Annotated in this window: 17 protein-coding genes; 6 read left to right on the top strand and 11 right to left on the bottom strand. The window is 72.7% G+C overall.

The annotated features are described in order from the left end of the window. Positions 1 to 18: 18 nt before the first annotated feature. The 6 genes from whiA to OG447_RS16465 all read right to left on the bottom strand — a co-directional run bounded on the left by whiA (position 19) and on the right by OG447_RS16465 (position 7,220). The gene (gene whiA / locus OG447_RS16490; protein WP_030009075.1) at positions 19 to 1,014 is read right to left on the bottom strand and encodes a DNA-binding protein WhiA; all 996 of its coding nucleotides are present in this window, start codon (positions 1,012 to 1,014) and stop codon (positions 19 to 21) included. Further along, entirely contained in the window at positions 1,005 to 2,060 is a 1,056-nt protein-coding gene (gene yvcK / locus OG447_RS16485; RefSeq protein WP_266937328.1) for a uridine diphosphate-N-acetylglucosamine-binding protein YvcK, read from the bottom strand. Before yvcK ends, whiA begins: the two co-directional genes overlap by 10 nt. Next, the gene (gene rapZ / locus OG447_RS16480) at positions 2,057 to 3,016 is read right to left on the bottom strand and encodes an RNase adapter RapZ (protein WP_266937326.1); all 960 of its coding nucleotides are present in this window, start codon (positions 3,014 to 3,016) and stop codon (positions 2,057 to 2,059) included. Before rapZ ends, yvcK begins: the two co-directional genes overlap by 4 nt. After that, on the bottom strand, positions 3,013 to 5,058 hold the full coding sequence (gene uvrC, locus OG447_RS16475) for an excinuclease ABC subunit UvrC (protein WP_266937325.1): 2,046 nt from the start codon (positions 5,056 to 5,058) through the stop codon (positions 3,013 to 3,015). The genes rapZ and uvrC overlap by 4 nt, the downstream gene beginning before the upstream one ends. Positions 5,059 to 5,799: 741 nt before the next feature. Beyond that, positions 5,800 to 6,621, bottom strand: a complete 822-nt coding sequence (locus OG447_RS16470; RefSeq protein ID WP_266938905.1) for a hypothetical protein — start codon at positions 6,619 to 6,621, stop codon at positions 5,800 to 5,802. Between the two features lie 5 nt (positions 6,622 to 6,626). Continuing rightward, positions 6,627 to 7,220, bottom strand: coding sequence for a papain-like cysteine protease family protein (locus OG447_RS16465; RefSeq protein WP_266937324.1), 594 nt, complete (start codon positions 7,218 to 7,220; stop codon positions 6,627 to 6,629). A 230-nt stretch (positions 7,221 to 7,450) separates the two neighbouring features. Between OG447_RS16465 and OG447_RS16460 the strand changes: the two genes are divergently transcribed. Beyond that, the gene (locus tag OG447_RS16460; protein WP_266937323.1) at positions 7,451 to 8,416 is read left to right on the top strand and encodes a hypothetical protein; all 966 of its coding nucleotides are present in this window, start codon (positions 7,451 to 7,453) and stop codon (positions 8,414 to 8,416) included. Between the two features lie 21 nt (positions 8,417 to 8,437). On the opposite strand, the gene OG447_RS16455 is transcribed toward OG447_RS16460, so the two are convergent. Beyond that, the gene (locus OG447_RS16455; protein ID WP_266937321.1) at positions 8,438 to 8,869 is read right to left on the bottom strand and encodes a Rieske (2Fe-2S) protein; all 432 of its coding nucleotides are present in this window, start codon (positions 8,867 to 8,869) and stop codon (positions 8,438 to 8,440) included. 111 nt (positions 8,870 to 8,980) lie between these two features. Between OG447_RS16455 and OG447_RS16450 the strand changes: the two genes are divergently transcribed. Next, on the top strand, positions 8,981 to 9,868 hold the full coding sequence (locus OG447_RS16450) for a carbohydrate kinase (RefSeq protein WP_266937319.1): 888 nt from the start codon (positions 8,981 to 8,983) through the stop codon (positions 9,866 to 9,868). A 75-nt stretch (positions 9,869 to 9,943) separates the two neighbouring features. Further along, positions 9,944 to 10,594: an NAD(P)-dependent oxidoreductase gene (locus OG447_RS16445; protein WP_266937317.1), complete on the top strand. Its 651-nt coding sequence runs from the start codon at positions 9,944 to 9,946 to the stop codon at positions 10,592 to 10,594. A 211-nt stretch (positions 10,595 to 10,805) separates the two neighbouring features. On the opposite strand, the gene uvrA is transcribed toward OG447_RS16445, so the two are convergent. Further along, positions 10,806 to 13,799, bottom strand: a complete 2,994-nt coding sequence (gene uvrA, locus OG447_RS16440) for an excinuclease ABC subunit UvrA (RefSeq protein WP_266937316.1) — start codon at positions 13,797 to 13,799, stop codon at positions 10,806 to 10,808. 188 nt (positions 13,800 to 13,987) lie between these two features. On the opposite strand from uvrA, the gene OG447_RS16435 reads away from it, so the two are divergent. From OG447_RS16435 to OG447_RS16425, 3 genes are all read left to right on the top strand, one after another. Then, complete coding sequence (locus OG447_RS16435; protein WP_266937314.1) at positions 13,988 to 14,683, top strand: maleylpyruvate isomerase family mycothiol-dependent enzyme; 696 nt, start codon at positions 13,988 to 13,990, stop codon at positions 14,681 to 14,683. Between the two features lie 42 nt (positions 14,684 to 14,725). Continuing rightward, positions 14,726 to 15,382, top strand: a complete 657-nt coding sequence (locus OG447_RS16430) for an MBL fold metallo-hydrolase (RefSeq protein ID WP_266937312.1) — start codon at positions 14,726 to 14,728, stop codon at positions 15,380 to 15,382. Between the two features lie 153 nt (positions 15,383 to 15,535). Continuing rightward, the gene (locus tag OG447_RS16425) at positions 15,536 to 16,864 is read left to right on the top strand and encodes an MFS transporter (protein WP_266938904.1); all 1,329 of its coding nucleotides are present in this window, start codon (positions 15,536 to 15,538) and stop codon (positions 16,862 to 16,864) included. A gap of 28 nt (positions 16,865 to 16,892) precedes the next feature. On the opposite strand, the gene OG447_RS16420 is transcribed toward OG447_RS16425, so the two are convergent. From OG447_RS16420 to OG447_RS16410, 3 genes are all read right to left on the bottom strand, one after another. Then, positions 16,893 to 17,876, bottom strand: coding sequence for a TerC family protein (locus tag OG447_RS16420; protein ID WP_266937310.1), 984 nt, complete (start codon positions 17,874 to 17,876; stop codon positions 16,893 to 16,895). Between the two features lie 268 nt (positions 17,877 to 18,144). Then, entirely contained in the window at positions 18,145 to 20,148 is a 2,004-nt protein-coding gene (locus tag OG447_RS16415; RefSeq protein WP_266937308.1) for a TerD family protein, read from the bottom strand. A gap of 52 nt (positions 20,149 to 20,200) precedes the next feature. Continuing rightward, the gene (locus tag OG447_RS16410) at positions 20,201 to 20,779 is read right to left on the bottom strand and encodes a TerD family protein (protein ID WP_266937306.1); all 579 of its coding nucleotides are present in this window, start codon (positions 20,777 to 20,779) and stop codon (positions 20,201 to 20,203) included. Positions 20,780 to 20,863: the final 84 nt, after the last annotated feature.

The raw sequence follows: 20,863 nt of genomic DNA, 5'->3' as shown, positions 1-20,863 counted from the left end.
GCCGTACGGGGGAACCGGTCAGCCGGCCATGTTGTCGGCCATCTCCTCGCTGAGGTCGAGGTTCGACTCGGTGCCCGGGATGCCGAGGTCCTGGGCCCGCTTGTCCGCCATCGCCAGCAGGCGGCGGATCCGGCCCGCGACCGCGTCCTTGGTCAGCGGCGGGTCGGCGAGCGCGCCCAGCTCCTCCAGGGAGGCCTGCTTGTGCTCCATGCGCAGCCGGCCGGCCGCGGCGAGGTGCTCGGGGACCTCCTCGCCGAGGATCTCCAGCGCGCGCTGTACGCGGGCACCCGCGGCCACCGCGGCCCGCGCCGAGCGGCGCAGGTTGGCGTCGTCGAAGTTGGCGAGGCGGTTGGCGGTGGCGCGGACCTCGCGCCGCATCCGCCGCTCCTCCCAGGCCAGCACCGACTCGTGGGCGCCGAGGCGGGTCAGCAGGGCGCCGATGGCGTCCCCGTCGCGGACCACGACCCGGTCCACCCCGCGCACCTCGCGCGCCTTGGCGGCGATGGAGAGCCGGCGGGCGGCGCCGACCAGGGCCAGGGCGGCCTCCGGGCCGGGGCAGGTGACCTCCAGGGAGGAGGACCTGCCCGGTTCGGTGAGCGAGCCGTGGGCCAGGAAGGCACCGCGCCAGGCCGCCTCCGCGTCGCAGGTGGCCCCGGAGACCACCTGCGGGGGCAGACCCCGGATGGGACGGCCGCGGCCGTCCACGAGGCCCGTCTGGCGGGCCAGCTGGTCACCGCCGGCCACCACCCGTACGACGTAGCGGCTGCCGCGGCGCAGTCCGCCCGGCGCCATGACCACGAGGTCAGAGGAGTGGCCGAAGATCTCCAGGATGTCCTTGCGCAGGCGCCGGGCGGCGATCCCGGTGTCCAGCTCCGCCTCGATGACGATGCGGCCGCTCACCAGGTGGAGGCCGCCCGCGAACCGAAGGATCGCCGAGACCTCCGCCTTCCTGCAGCAGGTCCGGGTGACGGGAAGGCGCGAGATCTCATCCTTCACCGCGGGCGTCATCGCCATGGGCCGATCCTTCCATGCATCCGAAAAATACGGTCGTACGCGGCTGCAAGCAGCTCCGGATCATGCTTCGGGGAGCCGTCTTCCCTGGCCACCGGCGCCAGCTCGACCGCGGCACCGAACCGTTGTGCGGCATCGGCGAGGGACTCGCGGTCGGGCACGGCGGCCTGGTCGGCCAACACCACGTCCAGGGCGAGTTTAGGGGCGTGTCGGGCCAAAACCTCCAAATGACGCTGCGGAGAGAAGCCCTCTGTTTCCCCGGGCTGCGGTGCGAGGTTCAGCGAGAGGACCCGGCGGGCCTTCGTCTCGATCAGCGCGTCGAGCAGTTCCGGCACCAGCAGGTGCGGGATCACGGAGGAGAACCAGGACCCCGGTCCGAGCACCACCCAGTCGGCGTCCAGGACCGCCGCGACGGCCTCCGGCACGGCCGGCGGGTCGCTGGGCACGACCTGTACGGAGAGCACCTCGCCCGGGGTCAGGGCCACCGTGGCCTGCCCGCGGACGGTGTCCACGTCCTGCGGGCGGGCCGGATCGTGGCCCTTGACCAGGGCCTGGAGCTCCAGCGGCACCGCCGACATCGGCAGCACCCGGCCCTGCGCGCCGAGCAGCTTGCCGACCAGGTCCAGGGCCTGGACGGGGTCGCCGAGCTGTTCCCACAGGGCGACGATCAGCAGGTTGCCCACGGCGTGCCCGTGCAGGTCGCCCTGGGACTGGAAGCGGTGCTGGATGACCCGGGCCCAGGTCTGGCCCCAGTCGTCGTCCCCGCACAGCGCGGCCAGCGCCTTGCGCAGGTCGCCGGGCGGCAGCACGGCGAGCTCCTCCCGGAGCCGGCCGCTGGAGCCGCCGTCGTCGGCGACGGTGACCACGGCGGTGAGGTCACCGGTGATCCGGCGCAGGGCGGCGAGGGAGGCCGACAGGCCCTGGCCGCCGCCGAGCGCGACCACCTTGGGCGTGGCGCCGCGCCGGCGGCCGGGGCGGCCCGCGCCGGCCTCGCCCCGTCCCGGGGTGAGGCGGCGCAGACGGCTCAGCCGCGGGGTCCGTGCGGTCACTCGCGCCCCATGTCCCGGTGGACTACGACGGTCTCGACTCCCTCGGAGGCGAGGCGGGCGGCGAGCTTCTCGGACATGGCCACGCTGCGGTGCTTGCCGCCCGTGCACCCGACCGCGATGGTCACGTACCGCTTGCCCTCGCGGCGGTAGCCGGTGGCGATCAGCTGGAGCAGCTCGGTGTAGCGGTCGAGGAACTCCTTGGCGCCGGGCTGGCTGAAGACGTACCCCGACACCTCCTCGTTGAGCCCGGTGAAGGGGCGCAGTTCCGGGACCCAGTGCGGGTTGGGGATGAAGCGGCAGTCGACGACGAGGTCGGCGTCCACGGGCAGGCCGTACTTGTAGCCGAAGGACATGACGGTGGCCCGCAGCTCGGGCTCCTCGTCACCGGCGAACTGGGCGTCCATCTTGGCGCGCAGCTCGTGCACGTTCAGGCTGGAGGTGTCGATCACCAGGTCGGCGTCGCCGCGCAGCTCGCGCAGCAGGTCGCGCTCGGCGGCGATGCCGTCGGTGATGCGCCCGTCGCCCTGGAGCGGGTGCGGGCGGCGGACCGACTCGAAGCGGCGCACGAGCGCGTCGTCGGAGGACTCCAGGAAGACGATGCGGCGGTTGACGCCCTTGCTGTCGAGGTCGGCGAGGGACTCCCGCAGGGCGTCGAAGAACTGGCGGCCGCGGACGTCGACGACGACGGCGATCCGCGCCACGTTGCCCTGGGAGCGGGCGCCGAGCTCCACCATGGTGGGAATCAGCGCCGGCGGGAGGTTGTCGACGACGAACCAGCCGAGGTCCTCCAGACACTTGGCCGCCGTACTGCGGCCGGCCCCGGACATTCCGGAGATGATCACCAGCTCGGGGATGGCCGCCTCGGCGGTATCGCCGGGCTCCACTGTCGTGCCCGTACTCACCTGTGCTCCGTCTCGGTCGTGCGCGGTCTTGCGATCGGACTCGTGCTCGGTCATTGCTCGGTCCCCCGTTCGGACGATGCTCCCGCTGGCGCGGGGGTCTCATCCTCAATGATCTCTCCTGTGGCCGTGTTGACGGCAGGGCCGGCGGGAACCGCCTGGGCGAGGGCCGCGGCCACGGTCTCGGCCGTCTTGCGGCCTATCCCCGGGACCTCGCAGATCTGGTCGATTGTCGCCTGTCTCAGCTTCTTCACCGAACCGAAGTGCTTCACGAGGGCCAGCTTGCGGCTCTCCCCGAGGCCGGGCACCTCGTCCAGCGGGCCGGACTTCAGGCGCTTGCCCCGCTTGTTGCGCTGGTACTGGATGGCGAAGCGGTGGGCTTCGTCACGCACCCGCTGGAGCAGGTAGAGGCCCTCGCTGGTGCGGGGCAGCACCACCGGGTCGTCCTCGCCGGGCAGCCAGACCTCCTCCAGCCGCTTGGCCAGGCCGCACACGGCGACGTCGTCGATGCCGAGCTCCTCCAGGGCCCGCTTGGCGGCGGCGACCTGCGGCTGCCCGCCGTCGACCACGACGAGCTGCGGCGGGTACGCGAAGCGCCGGGGCCGCCCGTCGTCCTCCGCGAGCGGGTCCCCGCCGTCAGCGCCGTCTTCGGGCGACCACTCCCCCGTCTTCAGCTTCTCCTGGAGGTAGCGGCGGAAGCGCCGGGAGACCACCTCGTGCATGGAGCGGACGTCGTCCTGCCCCTCGCCGTGCCAGACCTGCGTGTCTCCGACACGGCCCTTGATCTGGAAGCGCCGGTACTCGCTCTTGCGGGCGAGACCGTCCTCGAAGACGACCATGGAGGCCACCACGTCGTCGCCCTGGAGGTGGGAGATGTCGAAGCACTCGATGCGCAGCGGGGCGCCGTCCAGCTCCAGGGCCTCGGCGATCTCCTCCAGGGCCCGGGAGCGGGTGGTCAGGTCGCTGGCGCGCTTGGTCTTGTGCAGGGCGAGCGACTGCTGCGCGTTGCGGTGGACCGTCTCCATGAGGGCCTTCTTGTCGCCGCGCTGCGGGATGCGCAGGCTGACCTGGGACCCGCGCCGCTCGGCCAGCCACTCGTTCAGCGCGGGCGTGTCCTCCGGGAGCGCCGGTACCAGCACCTCCTTGGGGACGGCCTCGCCCTTCTCCTCCCCGTAGAGCTGCTGGAGCGCGTGCTCGACGAGCCCGGCCGTGTCCACGGCCTCGACCTTGTCGGTGACCCAGCCGCGCTGGCCGCGGACCCGGCCGCCGCGTACGTGGAAGATCTGCACGGCGGCTTCCAGCTCGTCCTCGGCGACCGCGATCAGGTCGGCGTCGGTGGCGTCGCCGAGGACGACGGCGTTCTTCTCCATGGCCCGGCGCAGCGCCCCTATGTCGTCGCGCAGCCGGGCGGCCTTCTCGTACTCCATCTCCTCGGCCGCCTCGTGCATCTCCTTCTCCAGCCGGGAGAGGTAGGTGCCGGTGCGGCCGGCCATGAAGTCGCAGAAGTCCTCGGCCAGTTCGCGGTGCTCCTCGGGGGTGACCCGGCCCACGCAGGGCGCGGAGCACTTGCCGATGTAGCCGAGCAGGCAGGGGCGGCCGATCTGCGCGGAGCGCTTGAACACCCCGGCGGAGCAGGTGCGTACCGGGAACACCCGGAGCATCAGGTCGACGGTCTCGCGGATGGCCCAGGCGTGCCCGTACGGACCGAAGTAGCGCACGCCCTTCTTCTTCGGGCCGCGCATGACCTGGACGCGGGGGTACTCCTCGTTCATGGTGACGGCGAGGGAGGGGTAGCTCTTGTCGTCGCGGTACTTGACGTTGAACCGGGGGTCGTACTCCTTGATCCAGGAGTACTCCAGCTGGAGCGCCTCGACCTCGGTGGACACCACGGTCCACTCGACGGAAGCGGCCGTGGTCACCATCGTGGCGGTACGGGGGTGCAGTCCGGCGACGTCCTGGAAGTAGCTGGCCAGGCGCTGGCGCAGGCTCTTGGCCTTCCCGACATAGATCACCCGGCGGTGCTCGTCGCGGAATCGGTAGACCCCCGGTGAGTCGGGGATCTGTCCCGGCTTGGGGCGGTAGCTGGAAGGGTCGGCCATGCCAACCACCCTACTTGCGCGCGCCGACAACGGGCCGTACCCGTCGCCTCCCGCGGGGGCCGCGGTTGTCTGGGGCACGGCCCCCGCCGCCGTGACCGCCTGCGGTTCCGCTGCGCGGGCTGCCGCCGCCATGGCTCCGCTGAACCGCCGCGCGGAGCTGCCGCCGCCATAGCTGCGGTGATCCGCTGCGCGGGGCCGCCGCCGCCATAGCTGCGGTGATCCGCTGCGCGGGGCCGCCGCCGCCGTGGCTGCGGTGATCCGCTGCGCGGGGCCGTCCCCCACCCCCCGCCCTTCCACCGTTCCCCGGGCTCCGCCCGGACCCGCGCCTCAAACGCCGGCGGGGCTGGAGTCGCCCTGCGTCCAACCCGGCCCGCCGGGCAGGGAAGGGCGCCGCGCGCGGTTGCTCCCGCAGGAGCAGCGTCCAGCCCCGCCGGCAACCTTCCAGCCCCGCCGGCGTTTGAGGCGCGGGGTCCGGGGCGGAGCCCCGATCTTGAGCCTCGCCGACGATCGAGGCACGGGGAGTGGGGGCGGAGCCCATCCTCCAGCCCCGCCGGCCACCTTCCAGCCCCGCCGGCGATTGAGGCGCGGGGTCCGGGGCGGAGCCCCGATCTTGAGCCTCGCCGACGACCGAGGCGCGGGGGTCCCGGGGCGGAGCCCCTGGCAGCGGCGGGGCGGGGGGCGGCGGGCCGCAGGGCCCGGCTCTGGGGGGAGGCGGGCCCTGCGGGCTGGCGGGCGGGACGCCTAGCCGGCAGCGCACCGCCGACGCAGCACCAGCACCAGCACCAGCACCCCGGCACCCCCCAGCGCGAGCGCCCCCGCCGAGCCGGCCACCAGCCCCACCGGAGCCCCGGAGCCCCGCGAACCGGGTCCGGCCACCGGCACGGGAACCGGCTCCGCGAAGCCCCCCGCCACGCCCCGCCGGGCATACGCGGAGCCGGGGAGCTTGTCCCCGTACGCCTTGGTCACGCGGGCCCGGTACGCGTCGAGGGTGGTGCCCCCGGCGCCCACGGCCCGCTCCGCGTCCTCGTCCAGCGGCAGCACCTGGCTGCCCCCGGCCACGTACCAGGCGTCGGTCTGGGGCTCCCGGAACACGGTCCCACCGGGCAGCTTCGCGGCGCCGAGCTGTGCGTAGCGGAACTCGTCGTCGCCGGTGGCGATGTTCACCACCTGCCAGCCGGATCCGGTCCGTGCGGTCCACAGCGCGGCCTGCTGCCCGTCGGAGGAGACCGCCTTGCTGGCGAGGAACTCCAGGCGGGCGACGGACGCCCCCTCCTTGCCCGCGACGAAGTCCGGGGAGAGGTGGTGCACCGGGACCGCCTCGCCCTCGATGCGGGGCTGCGCGGCGGTCAGGCCGACCTTGCCCTCCCGGGCGAAGAAGCGGGAGAGGGTGGCGAGGGTGTCGGGGGCCGCGGCGGCCGCGGCGGCGGCCTCCCTGGCCTCGGCGGTGGCGGCCTCGGGCTGCGGCACGGGGGCTGGGGAGGCGGCGGCCTGCGGGGCCAGGCCGAGCAGGACGGCGGCGGCGAGGACCGCGGCAGCGGCGGTGGCGGCGGCGCGCGGGGCCATGGCGGTCACGCCCCTATCCGGTAGAGGGAGTGGGTCCAGGAGAAGGTGCTGTTGTCCACGTACCAGGCGTGCGAGGCCCAGTTGTAGCGGTCGCTGGAGGGCCAGGGGTCGCCCCAGTAGACCCAGCTGTTGGCGGTGTCGTAGCCGTAGATGACGTGCATGTGGCCGCCACCGTTGGACCACTGGATCCGGGTCTCGACCGGACGGTCGGCGTTGATCTCGGTCTGGACGGTGGAGTACTGGAGCCAGCCGTTCACGTAGGAGCCGGAGTTGATGCCCGCCCAGCGCAGCCCGGTCTGGACGTTGCCGAGGGTGGCCTGGTTGTTGGGGCAGTCGTAGCCCTGCTGGCGGTTGAAGGCGGCGTTGCAGAACTGGTTCTGGCTGTAGTTCCGGCCGAACCAGGTGGCGATGGTGTTGCCGCCGGCGGCCCAGCACCAGTTGGTCTTCTGCTGCGCCTGCATGGTGATGTTCAGGCGCTTGGTGGCGAGGGCCGGGTCGGCGGTGTCCGGGGCGGCGGTGGCGGTGCCGGCGGTGGACAGGGCCATGAGCAGGGCGGTGAGGAAGGCGGCCAGGGAAAGCCGCCGGTTTCGGTTGCGCATCGCGTTCCTCCCGAGGTGGGGAGTGGGGGGGTGGAGGAGCGCGTCCGGACGCTGTGGAGGAGCATCAGGGTGTTGTCGCGATCAGGTCAACACGCTTCAATACGCGTTGACATTGCGGTGTGAACGGTGGGGCTGCGGTGTGAACGGTGGCTGTGGATTCACCTGGTCCTCCCGGCCCCTGGCGCGATCCCCCCGCTGCGGCGCGTGTGAACGTTCACAGAGGAGTCGCCATGGGGCCGACCGGGGAAACGGCGGGCACGGCGGGCACGGCACGCACTCCAGGCACGGCGGAAACCGGCCGGCTGCTGCGCGAGGGCCCCTTCCACCTGGCCCTGCGGGCCGCCCTGGCCGCACGCGGGCTGCCCCTGCACCGGATACAGCACCGGCTCGCGGCGCGCGGCATCAAGGTCGGGGTCACCAGCCTCAGTTACTGGCAGCAGGGCGCCCGGCGGCCCCGCCACAAGGAGTCCCTCCGGGCCGTCCGCGCCCTGGAGCAGATCCTCGAACTGCCGGACGGCACCCTCCTGCGCCTCCTGGGGCCCGGGTCCCCCTCGGAACCCGCCCGCCCGGCCGCCCGCTCGTACCGGGCGCTGGTGAGCGCGGGCGCGGCGGTGGAGCGGCTGCTGGAGGCGATGGACCTCTCGCCGGACGGGGGTCTGCACTCGGTCGGCCACCACGAGCGGGTCCGCATCGGGCCCGCGGGCGAGCTGTCCGGTCGCGATTCGCAGCAGATCGTACGGGCCCACCGCGACGGCGTGGACCGCTATCTCGCCGTCCACCACGGCGATCCGGGCTGTGACCCGTCCCGGGTGGAGGTGACGGCCTACGAGAACTGCCGCACGGGCCGCGTGCGGTGGCACCCGGAGTCCGGGCTGGTGGTCGCGGAGCTGCTCTTCGACGCCCGGCTGCGGCGCGGCGACACGTACGTCTTCGGCTACGGGATCGAGGACGGCACGGGGACCCGCAGCACCGAGTACGTGCGCGGCTTCAGCTACGCGGGCGGCCAGTACATGCTCCAGGTGCGCTTCGACGAGGCCGCGCTGCCGGTGCGCTGCCTGCGGTTCGCCCGTACCGGGCCCGGGGCCCGGCGCACCGGCCTCGCGGACCTGACGCCGAGCGGACGCCACCGGTCGGTGCACCTGGTGGAGCGGGACGTGCGGCGCGGGCTGCTCGGGATCGCCTGGGACTGGGCCTGACCGGTCCGAGCGCGGCGGGGGTCAGCCCGCGACGAGCTTGCCGCCCGTGGCGGTGACCGGGACGGCGGGCAGCGGGTCGGTGGCCGGACCGCGCAGGACCTTGCCGGTGTTCACGTCGAAGCGGCTGCCGTGGCAGGGGCAGTTGCCCTCGCCTTCGACGATCTTGTCCAGGACGCAGCCGGCGTGCGTGCACTGGGCGCTGAACGCCTTGTACTGGCCCTCCGCCGGGCAGCTGACGATCAGCTTCTGCTCCCGGTAGAGCTTGGTCCCGCCGACCGGCACGTCGGCGGCGGCCCCCAGCTCCACCGGGGCGGTGGGCGTCGCCGGGGTGTTCCCGCCGCTGTTGGTCGCGGTCGAGCAGGCCGTGAGGGCCGCTCCGGCGCCCGCTGCTCCCGCGAGCGCGGCGGCGCCCCGCAGGACGGTACGGCGGGCGGGGGACGGCGACGCGGGCATGGGAGTCTCCTGGAGCAACGGTGGCGACGGGTGGTGCACGGTGCACGGTGAACCGTGCACCCGACGATACCGCCGCCGGATTCCACCGCCGGATGGGGTAACTTCCCCCGCGTGATCGTCGTCGGTGGAGAAGCCCTGATCGACCTCGTGCCCGTGGCGCGGCCACCGGGCGCGCTACTGCCGCGGCCCGGCGGCGGGCCGTACAACACCGCGCTGGCGCTGGGGCGGCTCGGCGCCGAGGTGGCCTTCTGCTCCAGGGTCTCGGCGGACGGCTTCGGCGAGACCCTGCTGGCCGGGCTGCGGGCGGCCGGAGTGGACCTGTCGCTGGTCCAGCGCGGTCCGGAGCCGACCACCCTCGCCGTGCCCTCGCTGGGCCCGGACGGCTCGGCCTCGTACGGCTTCTACGTCGAGGGCACCGCGGACCGGCTGTTCACCTTGCCCCCCGCCCTCCCGGAGGGCGTACGGGCCCTGGCGCTCGGCACCTGCTCCCTGGTCCTGGAGCCGGGCGCGAGTGCGTACGAGGCCCTGCTGCGCCGGGAGTCGCGGCGCGGGCTGCTGACCCTGCTGGACCCCAACATCCGGCCCGCGCTGATCGCGGACCCCGCGGCGTACCGGGCGCGGTTCCTGGACCGGCTGCTGCCGTCCGCGACCGTCCTGAAGCTGTCGGAGGAGGACGCGCGGTGGCTGGGCGGCCGGGCCTCGGACTGGCTGGCGGCGGGACCGTCGGCGGTGGTGCTGACCCGCGGCGCGTCGGGGCTGACGGTGTGGACCCGCGAGGGCGCGGAGCACACCGTGGCGGCCCGCGAGGTCGCCGTGGCCGACACGATCGGGGCGGGCGACACCGTCAACGCGGCTCTGCTGCACCGGCTTTCGGCCGCGCCCGGCGGCCCGGTGGACTGGCCGGACGTCCTCACGTACGCGGCGCACGCGGCGGCCCTGACCTGTAGCCGGCCGGGCGCGGAGCCCCCGTACGCGGCCGAGCTCACGGACGAGGGCTAGGACAACCCAGGGCCTGTGGACCGGCATCGAGCCGGAGCCGTCCGCGGCTCCGCCCGCCCGGGAGAGGATGGCGCCATGAAACTCACGGTATTCGGGGCCACCGGCGGCGTGGGCCGGGAGGTCGTCCTGCAGGCGCTGGCCGCCGGCCACGAGGTGACGGCCGTCGTCCGCGACCCGGCCCGGCTGGCCGTGGCGCCGCACGACCGGCTCCAGGTGGCGGTCGTGCCGGACCTGACGGACGCGGATGCGCTCGTGCCCGTGCTGGAGGGGCGGTCGGCGGTGGTCTCGGCCCTCGGCTCGGCCAACAACAAGCAGGCCAAGGCGGCCCCGGTCACCGGTCCGGCGCTCCGGGGCATCCTCGCAGCGATGGAGCGGACCGGAGTGACCCGGCTGACGGCCGTCAGCGCGGCCCCGGTCGGCCCGGACGTGCCGGGCGACGGGTTCTTCACGCGGGCGGTGTTCCTCCCCGTCCTGCGGCGGGTCCTGCGGGACCTGTACGCGGACCTGGCGGTGATGGAGGCGGCCATCGCCGCCAGCCGCACGCAGTGGACGGTGATCCGCCCGCCCCGCCTGCTGAACCGGCCCGGCACGGGCACCTACCGCCGCACCATCGGCGGCAACGTCCCCGGCGGCCGGTTCATCCCCCGCGCGGACGTGGCCCACGCCCTCCTGGCCACCCTGACCGACCCCGCGACGACCGGCCACGCGGTGGGCGTAGCCACCTGACCGGCCCCTCCAGCCCATCCCGCCCCGCCGACGTCCGATACCCCGGGGCCCAGCCTCGCCACCGCCCGGGGCCGGGGGCAATCCAGCCCCGCCGGCGTTTGAGGCGCGGGGGTCCGGCGGCGGAGCCCCCGGCAGCGGCGCGGCGCGGCGCCGCACACGCAGCAGGGGCCCGGCCACAGGCCGAGCCCCACCGCCGAGCACAGCGCAGCGGCTACGCCTTGCGGGCCCGCGCCGTCTTCTTCGCCGGTGCGGCCTGCTTCACCACAGCGGCCGCCGCCGACTTCTTCACCGCAGCGGCGACCCGCTTGGCCGGGGCCTTCTTCGCCGCGACCCGCGCCGGAGGCACCCCCGCGTCGGAGACCCGGTCCGCCCCCAGGATGTCCCGCAGGAACTTGCCGGTGTGGCTCGCCCCCACCGAGGCGACCTGCTCGGGCGTGCCCTCGGCGACGACCAGACCGCCGCCGTAGCCGCCTTCCGGGCCCATGTCGATGACCCAGTCCGCGGTCTTGACGACGTCCAGGTTGTGCTCGATGACGATCACCGAGTTCCCCTTGTCCACCAGCCCCGACAGCACCTTGATCAGTTTCGAGATGTCCTCGAAGTGCAGACCCGTCGTCGGCTCGTCCAGGACGTACACCGTCCGGCCCGTCGAGCGCTTCTGGAGCTCGGAGGCCAGCTTCACGCGCTGCGCCTCACCACCCGAGAGCGTCGGCGCCGACTGGCCGAGCCGGACGTAGCCCAGCCCCACCTCGTTCAGCGTCCGCAGGTGCCGCGAGATCGTCGGCACCGCCTCGAAGAAGTCCAGCGCCTCCTCGATCGGCATGTTGAGGACTTCCGCGATGGACTTGCCCTTGTAGTGGACCTCCAGGGTCTCCCGGTTGTACCGGTCGCCGTGGCAGACCTCGCAAGGAACGTAGACGTCCGGCAGGAAGTTCATCTCGATCTTGATCGTGCCGTCGCCGGAGCAGTTCTCGCACCGGCCGCCCTTCACGTTGAAGGAGAAGCGGCCCGGCAGGTAACCGCGCACCTTCGCCTCCATCGTCTCCGCGAAGAGCTTGCGCACGTGGTCGAAGACGCCGGTGTACGTGGCCGGGTTGGACCTCGGGGTCCGGCCGATCGGCGACTGGTCGACGTGCACGACCTTGTCGACGAGGTCGTCCCCCTCCACCCGGGTGTGGCGTCCCGGCACCGAGCGGGCGCCGTTCAGCTCGCGCGCCAGGTGCGTGTAGAGGATGTCGTTGACCAGGGTGGACTTGCCCGAGCCGGACACACCGGTGACGGCGGTGAGGACGCCCAGCGGGAAGGACACGTCGATGTCCCGCAGGTTGTTCTCCTTGGCGCCGTGGACGGTCAGCTTCCGCTCGCCGTTCACGGGCCGCCGTACGTCCGGGATCGCGATGGACCGCTTGCCCGACAGGTACTGCCCGGTCATCGAGTCGGTGTTCTTCAGCAGATCCTTCAGCGAGCCGCTGTGCACCACCTTGCCGCCGTGCTCGCCCGCGCCCGGGCCGATGTCCACGACCCAGTCGGCCACCTTGATGGTGTCCTCGTCGTGCTCGACCACGATGAGCGTGTTGCCCATGTCCCGCAGTCGCACCAGCGTCTCGATCAGCCGGTGGTTGTCCCGCTGGTGCAGGCCGATGGAGGGCTCGTCCAGTACGTAGAGCACGCCCACCAGGCCGGAGCCGATCTGCGTGGCGAGGCGGATCCGCTGGGCCTCGCCGCCCGACAGGGTGCCGGCGGCGCGGTTGAGCGAGAGGTAGTCCAGGCCGACGTCCACGAGGAAGCGCAGCCGCTCGTTGACCTCCTTGAGGACCCGCTCGGCGATCTTCTTGTCGCGGGCGTCCAGGCGCATCCGCCCCAGGAAGTCCGCGCACTCGCTGATCGACATCGCGGCGACCTCGGCGATGGACTTTTCCATCACCGTCACCGCGAGCACGATCGGCTTGAGCCGGGTCCCGTCACAGGTGGGGCAGGGCACCTCGCGCATGTAGCCCTCGAAGCGCTCACGGCTGGCGTCGCTCTCCGACTCCGCGTGCCGCCGCTTGACGAAGGGCACGGCGCCCTCGAAGGCCGTGGTGTAGGCCCGCTCCCGCCCGTACCGGTTGCGGTAGCGGACCTCGATCTGCGTCTTGTGCCCGTACAGCAGGGCCTTCCTGGCCCGCAGCGGCAGTCCGGCCCATGCGATGTCCGTACGGAAGCCCAGCTCCTGGGCGAGCGCGCCGATCAGCCGCTGGAAGTAGTCCTTGGTGTGGCCGAGCGACCACGGCGAGACCGCTCCCTCGTCCAGGGACTTGTCCTCGTCCGGAACGATCAGCTCCGGGTCCACCTCCATGCGCGTGCCGATGCCCGTGCACTCCGGGCAGGCGCCGAAGGGCGAGTTGAAGGAGAAGGAGCGCGGCTCCAGCTCCTCGAAGGACAGGTCGTCGTACGGGCAGTAGAGGTGCTCGGAGTACATCCGCTCGCGCTCGGGGTCGTCCTCGGCGAGGTCGACGAAGTCCAGGATGACCATGCCGCCGGACAGGCCGAGGGCGGTCTCCACCGAGTCGGTGAGCCGGCGCTTGGCGCTCTCCTTCACGGTGAGGCGGTCGATGACCACCTCGATGGTGTGCTTCTCCTGCTTCTTCAGCGTGGGCGGCTCGGAGAGCTGGATGGTCTCCCCGTCCACCCGCGCCCGGCTGTAGCCCTTGGTCTGCAGGTCGGCGAAGAGGTCGACGAACTCGCCCTTGCGCTCGCGCACCAGCGGCGAGAGCACCTGGAAGCGGCTGCCCTCGGGGAGCGCGAGCACCTTGTCGACGATCGCCTGTGGCGACTGGCGCGAGATGGGGCGCCGGCACTCGGGGCAGTGCGGCTTGCCGATACGGGCGAAGAGGAGGCGGAGGTAGTCGTAGACCTCGGTGATGGTGCCCACGGTCGAGCGCGGGTTGCGCGAGGTCGACTTCTGGTCGATCGAGACGGCCGGGGAGAGGCCCTCGATGAAGTCGACGTCGGGCTTGTCCATCTGCCCGAGGAACTGGCGGGCGTACGACGAGAGCGACTCGACGTAGCGGCGCTGGCCCTCGGCGAAGATCGTGTCGAAGGCCAGGGAGGACTTGCCCGACCCTGAGAGTCCGGTGAAGACGATGAGTGAGTCGCGGGGCAAGTCGAGCGAGACGTTCTTCAGGTTGTGCTCGCGAGCGCCACGAACGATGAGACGGTCGGTCACGCCGGTCCGCACCTTTCTTGAGAGAGCGGGGGCACGGGCCCCCGTCCCAGGGTATGGGGGGCACCCTCTGCGATGGACTGGGTCCTTGGACTTCCGAGCGTATAGCACGCACATTCGATTTACGGCACTCCGCAGACCGCATCACCCGATCGTGTGGCCGCGGGCCACGAGCCACTAGGCTCGAGTTCATGACTGATCATGTGCACGACCTGCGATCTGTACGTGAAGCCACGGACCGACTGCTGACCGCTGTCGCGAAACTGGACAACGCGGCCCTGGCCGAGGAGTCACATCTCCCCGGCTGGAGCCGCGGCCACATCCTGGCCCACCTCGCACGCAACGCGGACGCGCTCGTCAACGTCTTCGAGGGGCGCCCGATGTACGAGAGCGCCTCCGCGCGCGACGCGGACATCGCACGTGACGCCGGCCGGCCCCTGGAAGAACAACTGACGGACCTCCGTGATTCCGCGGCCCGCTTCCTCGCCACCACCGAGCCCGCCCAGGACTGGTCCCGCACGGTCGAACTGCGCAACGGCGTGACGGACCTCGCCGCCAACGTGCCGTTCCGCCGCTGGGTCGAGGTCGAGCTGCACCACGTAGACCTGAACATCGGCTACGAGCTCCGCGACCTCCCCGGGGAGTTCACCGACCGGGAGATCGCCTTCCTCGCCGACCGCTGGTCCGGGCGTCCGGAGGTGCCGCCGGTGACCCTGAACGCCTCCTACGGCGGCCAGGTCTGGCACACCGGCGGCACGGAGGGCACCCCGGTGGTCCTCGAAGGCCCCAAGGACGAGCTGCTCGGCTGGCTGGCCGGGCGCGGCCTCCAGGGCGCCCACCTCGCCGTCATGGCCGGCGACGGCCTGCCCGAGCTCCCCCCTCTGTAGGAACACGCACCCCACCGGAACACGCACCCCTAGGATCGGCACATGACGTACAGCGGAGCGGTCAAGGTCGGCGGTCCGGCCGACGTGCACGAACTCGCGGACCTGATGATTTCCAAGGTCGCAGTGGGCTCGATGAACAACAACGCGTACCTGCTGCGCTGCCGGGCCACCGGCAAGCAGCTCCTGATCGACGCGGCGGCGGACGCGGACGCGCTGCTGAGCCTGATCGGCGACGACGGCATCGAGTCCGTCGTCACCACCCACCGGCACGGCGACCACTGGGGCGCGCTCCAGAGCGTGGTCGAGGCCACGGGCGCGACCACGTACGCGGGCGCGTACGACGCCGAGGGCATCCCGGTGCCGACCGACGTCCCGGTCGCGGACGGGGACACCGTACGCGTCGGACGGGTCGAGCTGACCGCGCGGCACCTGGTCGGCCACACCCCCGGTTCGATCGCCCTGATCTACGACGACCCGCACGGGCACCCGCACGTGTTCACCGGCGACTGCCTCTTCCCGGGCGGCGTCGGCAACACCTGGGGCGATCCGAAGGCCTTCGAGCAGCTGGTCGACGACGTGCAGCGCAAGCTCTTCGAGCAGCTGCCGGACGAGGCCTGGGTCTACCCGGGACACGGCAACGACACCACCCTCGGCGCCGAGCGGCCGCACCTGGCCGAATGGCGCGAGCGCGGCTGGTAGACCGGCCCACGCGTCAACTTCCGTACTCGATGGACTCCTTCCGGTCGATGATGACCGAACGCACGTCCTGAGGGCCGGGGAAGGGGTATTTGCTGCTCCATGCAACAAGACCCCTCCCCGGCCCCGACCCCGTCCGGCACCGCCGGACCCGGAATGCTGCGGCTCGCCTCGGCCTCGCTCGCCGGGACAGCCATCGAGTTCTACGACTTCTTCGTCTACGGCACGGCCGCCGCCCTCGTGCTCGGCCCGCTCTTCTTCCCCTCCTTCTCCCCGCTCGCCGGGACCCTCGCCGCGTTCGGCACCTTCGGCGTCGGCTTCCTCGCCCGCCCGCTGGGCTCGGCCGTTTTCGGCCACATCGGCGACCGCTACGGGCGGCGCCCGGTGCTGCTGGGCTCCCTGCTGCTCACCGGCCTCGCCACGGTGGCCGTCGGCTGCGTGCCGACGTACGCCTCGATCGGCGTGGCCGCGCCCGTCCTGCTGCTCCTGCTGCGCTTCCTGCAAGGGCTGGGCCTGGGCGGTGAGTGGGGCGGCGCGGTGCTGCTGACCGCCGAGCACGCCCCCGAGCGGCGGCGCGGGCTGTGGTCGAGCTTCCCGCAGATCGGCCCGGCGGTAGGCTTCCTGCTGGCCAACGGCATGGTCCTGGCCCTGTCGGCGACCCTGACCGACGCCCAGTTCACCTCCTGGGGCTGGCGGGTGCCGTTCTGGGCGGCGGGGCTGCTGGCGCTCGCCGGACTGTGGCTGCGCCGCTCGGTGGAGGAGACTCCGCAGTTCCGCGCGCTCGCCGCGACCGGGCGGCGGTCGCAGGCCCCGCTGGCGGAGGTGGTGCGCGGCCACTGGCGGCTGCTCCTGCTGACCGGCGGCGCGCTCGCCGTGGGCTACGCCGTCTTCTACGCGGTCACCACCTGGTCCCTCGCGTACGCCACCGAGCACCTCGGGGTGGGCCGCACGGTGATGCTGTCCTGCATCATGGGCGCGGTCGCGCTGAAGGGCCTCGTCACCCCGCTGGTGGCGGTGCTGGGCGACCGCTACGGGCGGCGGCCGCTGTGCCTGGCCGGGTGCGCGGCCTGCGCCCTGTGGATGTTCCCGCTGGTGGCGCTGCTGAGCACGGCCGACCCGCTGCTGATGACGCTGGGCTTCGTCGGGGCGCTGCTGGGCATGGTGACGATGTTCGCGGTGGTGGGTGCGTACCTGCCGGAGCTGTACGCCCCGCGGATCCGCTGCACGGGCGCGGCCGTCGGCTACAACCTCGGGGGCGTACTGGGCGGGGCGCTGACCCCGATCGTGGCGACGGCGCTGGCGGACGGCTCCGGCCGACCGTGGGGCGTGGCGGTGTACCTGACCGCGATCGCGCTGCTCAGCCTGGGTTGCTTCGCGCTGCTCCCGGAGACGAATCCGGTGATCGTCCGGCAGCGGTCGGGCAAGGACGCGGGGACGGGGACGGGCGCGGAAACGGGGGCGGCCGAAGCGGCCGCCCCCGCGTAGGGCTTCAGGGCCTCAGGGCCCGGCCCGCTTACGCGTCGACGCTCTCCGGGCGGGCGGCGGCCTCGGCCGCCGCCTGCTTCTTCGAGGCGATCAGGCTGGTGACCGTGGTGATCACCAGGACGCCGCAGATGACGCCGAGGGAGACCGGGATCGAGATCACCGGGACGTGCACCCCGGACTCGTGCAGGGCGTGCAGCACCAGCTTGACGCCGATGAAGCCCAGGATGACCGACAGGCCGTAGCTGAGGTGGACCAGCTTCTTGAGCAGGCCGCCGATGAGGAAGTACAGCTGGCGCAGACCCATCAGGGCGAAGGCGTTGGCGGTGAAGACGATGTACGGGTCCTGGGTGAGGCCGAAGATCGCGGGGATGGAGTCCAGCGCGAACAGCACGTCGGTGGTGCCGATGGCGAGCATGACGACCATCAGCGGGGTCAGGACGCGCTTGCCGTTGCTCTGGATGAAGAGCTTGGTGCCGTGGTACTTGTCGGCGACGCCGAACTTCTTCTCGACGGACTTGAGGAGACGGTTCTCCTCGAACTCGTCCTCGTCCTCGTCCTTGCGGGCCTCCTGGATCAGCTTCCAGGCGGTGTAGATCAGGAACGCGCCGAAGATGTAGAAGACCCAGGAGAAGCTGGCGATGATCGCCGCGCCGGCCGCGATGAAGATCGCCCGCAGTACCAGGGCGATGAGCACGCCCACGAGCAGGACGCGCTGCTGGAGGTGGGAGGGCACCGCGAACTTCGCCATGATCAGGACGAAGACGAAGAGGTTGTCGACGCTCAGGGACTTCTCGGTGATGAAGCCGGCGAAGAACTCCTGGGAGGCCTGGCTGTTGCCGAAGAACCACAGGCCGAGGCCGAAGAGTCCGGCGAGGACGATCCAGACGACCGTCCAGGTGCCCGCTTCCTTGATCGAAACGTCGTGGGGTTTGCGGCCGATGAAGAAATCGGCGCCGATGAGGAGGGACAGACCAAGAATGGTCAGGGCCCACAGGGTCCAGGAAACTTCCACGGTAAACACGCCTCCGGCGGATGGCTCAGCACTTCGTCAGCGTCATCGCTGCCGGAGGTCTCTTCCACCCGGGCGGCCTGGAGGCCGTGGGCCGGCGCCCCGGGACGGCCGCGCTCAGAAAAGCGCGGCGGTCCGTATTGACGGGCACGCCGTAGCAAGAAAGCAGGAATACTCCCCTCCGCGCTCTACAGCCTACCCTCCGGAGGCGGAGAAGGTAAAGGGAGTCCCAAGGGCTGGTCAGCGGCAGGTCATCCCCCTGCCGCTCCCGTCACGGGCGGGCGGTCCGACGGGCCTCCGCGATCCGGTCCAGTGCCTGGTCGAGGACCCGGCTGCCCTGCGGGGGCAGGTCCGGCTCGAAAGTCCAGGCGTGGCCGACCCAGGGGTCGGCGAGGTGGTTGTCCGGGACCGGCGACAGCCGCATCAGCGAACGCCACAGCGGGTCCAGCAGCGGCCCGTAGGCGGAGGCCTCGTCACGGTCCGCGACCATCAGCAGGTGCACGCCGACCGCCGAGCCCTCGTCGGCGAGGTAGCGCAGCTGGGTGACCGCGCGGTCGTCGAACCCGTGCGGGAAGTCGTGCACGATCAGCAGCTGCTCGGCCGTGTCCACGTCCGGCGGCAGGTCCTCGGGGGCACCGGCCCGCAGCGCCATCTGTACGAGGTCCACCCGGCGGGTCAGCCCCGCCAGGGTCTGGGTGACCCCCGCGGCCCCGGCGGCGGGCGGCGCGGCCAGCACCCCGGCGCGCACCAGGGGTGCGAGGGAGGCGGCTCCGGCGCCGGCCGCGTCGATGACGTGGACGGAGAACCGGTCGCCGGGGTGGACCGCGAGCAGCCGCACGGCGTGCGCGACGGCCATGTCCATGGCGGCCCGGCGCAGCCGGTCGGTGTCCATGGTCATCGCGGCCTCGGAGCCGGTACGGCCGTTGTCGATCCAGAGCCCGCGCTCCAGCGGGACCCGGACCAGCATGGGAATGCGCAGGGCGGGCCGCTCGGGCAGGTGCAGGTCGCCCAGGCGCAGGGCCAGCGGGCCCTCCTCGGGCACCCGGTGGCCGTGCCAGACAGGGTTGTCCCAGCGGGCGTACGAGGCCGGCAGCGCGGGCTCGACCACCTCGCACTCGGCGGTCAGCTGGGCGAGGTCCCGGTCGAGGACGGTCTTGGCCTGGGCGACGAGCTCCTCGCGCCGGGCCCGGGCGGTGTCGCGGGCGGCGTTTCCGGAGCCGCCGAGGCGGTGGCGCGGGTCGGACAGGGCTTCGTCGAGCTCGCGGTCCATGCGGGAGTCGGCGAACTCGACGGCGCTGCGGTAGGCGGCGACGGTCCGGGCCATGTCCTCGAACATGCCCCACACCTGGTTGTAGAGCCGCTCCTCCATGGACCAGCCGCTGGCGTCCCCGGCGACGGGGAGCGGGGGCTGTCCGGGCTGCGGCGCCGCTGCGGGCCGCGGCGCGGGCTCGGGCGGCTCGGTGCTGGCGCGACGGCGGCGCGGGTGGGCGTAGCTGATGGTGGGCGGGGAGCCGTCGGGCGGGGAGGTGTCGGGCACGGAGGCGTCGGGCACGGAGGCGTCGGGCGGAGAGCCCGCGGTGTCACCGCCGGGGGCGGGGCCCGGCGTGCCGGCGTAGGGGACTGCGGACACCGGGACCGGATGCGGCGGCTCGGGCGCGGGCTCCTGCGGGGTGCGCAGATCCCGTGCCAGCGAGGGGAGCGGGGCGAGCGTGCGGTCGCTCTCGCCGCTCCGCGCGGCCGTCCGCAGGGCGGCGGCGGCCAGCGAGGTGGCCTCGGCCGGGGCCATGCCGCCGTCGGCGAGCAGGGCGCCGAGGCCGTCCGCGTACCCCTGGCCGACGGCCCTGACCTTCCAGGTGCCCAGGCGCCGGTAGAGCTCCAGGGCGACGACAGCGGTCTCGGCTTCCAGTCCGGTGAGGGTGAAGCCGGCGATCTCGGTGCCGGCCCCGTCCGCCACGGCGACGTAGGAGGCGGGGACCGCTCCGAAGCGGACCGGCCCGCCGGGCGGCAGGACGAGGAGCACGCCGACCCGGTGGACGCCGACGGCGACCGCGTCGAGGTCGACGGCGAAGGCGTGCCGTTCGGCGGCCTCCCCCGGCACCTGGAGGCCGGGGAGGGAGCGGGCGCCCGGGTGGGCCAGTACCTCGGCGCCGGAGAACCGGCCCTGTTCGTCAGCGAGCGAGGCCAGGGCGAGCACGGCGGTGCCCGCCGAGACCCTGACCTCCACCCTGCTGTGGGACACGGGGTGGTTCTGCCCCCGGACCAGTTCGGCCGTCATCGTGCAGCCCCTCCCCCGTGCCTTCTTCTCTTCTTCCGTACGTCCCTACGTCCTACAGGTGCGGCAGGATCGACGGCATCAGGTCCTGGAACGTCCGGCCGTTGGCCGGGTTGCCGAGGGCCGTCATCTGCCAGCCCGCGCCCGCGCGGGACACCTTCGCCATGATCTGCGCGGTGTACTGGCCGCCGCCGTCGAGGGTGTAACGGGCCAGTTCCTGGCCGTTGGTCTCGTCGACGATGCGGCAGAACGCGTTCTGCACTTCCTGGAAGGTCTGCCCGGTGAAGGAGTTCACCGTGAAGACGATCTGGTCGATGTGCACCGGTACGCGCTGGAGGTCGACGAGGATCGCCTCGTCGTCCCCGCCCTGGCCGACGCCGCCGACGAGGTTGTCGCCGGTGTGCCGGACCGAGCCGTCGTCGCTCTGCAGGTGCCGGAAGAAGACGACGTCCACGGGCTGCTTGTCGGCGAAGAGTACCGCCGAGGCGTCCAGGTCGATCTCCCGGGTCCGCGAACCGAACAGACCGCGGCGCTTCGCCGCCTGCCAGCCGAGGCCCATCCGGACCGCGGTCAGCGTACCCCCGTCCGCCTTCTGCAGACTGATGGCCTGACCCTTGGTCATGTTGACCGTCACGTGCTGTCCCCTCTCCATAGCCCGCCCCGTTCGACGGCGCGGCGCAGCATGTACCTGCGGCTGTGGCACAACCCTACTGACAGG

This window comes from Streptomyces sp. NBC_01408 (assembly GCF_026340255.1).
Lineage (GTDB): Bacteria > Actinomycetota > Actinomycetes > Streptomycetales > Streptomycetaceae > Streptomyces.
Note: the sequence above shows the minus strand (reverse complement) of the source record. Positions and strands in the feature narration are given on the sequence as shown.

Bases quoted from the DNA above. Each gene is read 5' to 3' on its own strand.
- OG447_RS16465 (WP_266937324.1), bottom strand. From the start codon at position 7,220: ATGCGCAACCGAAACCGGCGGCTTTCCCTGGCCGCCTTCCTCACCGCC.
- OG447_RS16445 (WP_266937317.1), top strand. From the start codon at position 9,944: ATGAAACTCACGGTATTCGGGGCCACCGGCGGCGTGGGCCGGGAGGTC.
- OG447_RS16455 (WP_266937321.1), bottom strand. From the start codon at position 8,869: ATGCCCGCGTCGCCGTCCCCCGCCCGCCGTACCGTCCTGCGGGGCGCC.
- OG447_RS16435 (WP_266937314.1), top strand. From the start codon at position 13,988: ATGACTGATCATGTGCACGACCTGCGATCTGTACGTGAAGCCACGGAC.
- OG447_RS16470 (WP_266938905.1), bottom strand. From the start codon at position 6,621: ATGGCCCCGCGCGCCGCCGCCACCGCCGCTGCCGCGGTCCTCGCCGCC.
- rapZ (WP_266937326.1), bottom strand. From the start codon at position 3,016: ATGACCGAGCACGAGTCCGATCGCAAGACCGCGCACGACCGAGACGGA.
- OG447_RS16415 (WP_266937308.1), bottom strand. From the start codon at position 20,148: ATGACGGCCGAACTGGTCCGGGGGCAGAACCACCCCGTGTCCCACAGC.
- OG447_RS16425 (WP_266938904.1), top strand. From the start codon at position 15,536: ATGCTGCGGCTCGCCTCGGCCTCGCTCGCCGGGACAGCCATCGAGTTC.
- OG447_RS16460 (WP_266937323.1), top strand. From the start codon at position 7,451: ATGGGGCCGACCGGGGAAACGGCGGGCACGGCGGGCACGGCACGCACT.
- OG447_RS16430 (WP_266937312.1), top strand. From the start codon at position 14,726: ATGACGTACAGCGGAGCGGTCAAGGTCGGCGGTCCGGCCGACGTGCAC.
- uvrC (WP_266937325.1), bottom strand. From the start codon at position 5,058: ATGGCCGACCCTTCCAGCTACCGCCCCAAGCCGGGACAGATCCCCGAC.
- whiA (WP_030009075.1), bottom strand. From the start codon at position 1,014: ATGGCGATGACGCCCGCGGTGAAGGATGAGATCTCGCGCCTTCCCGTC.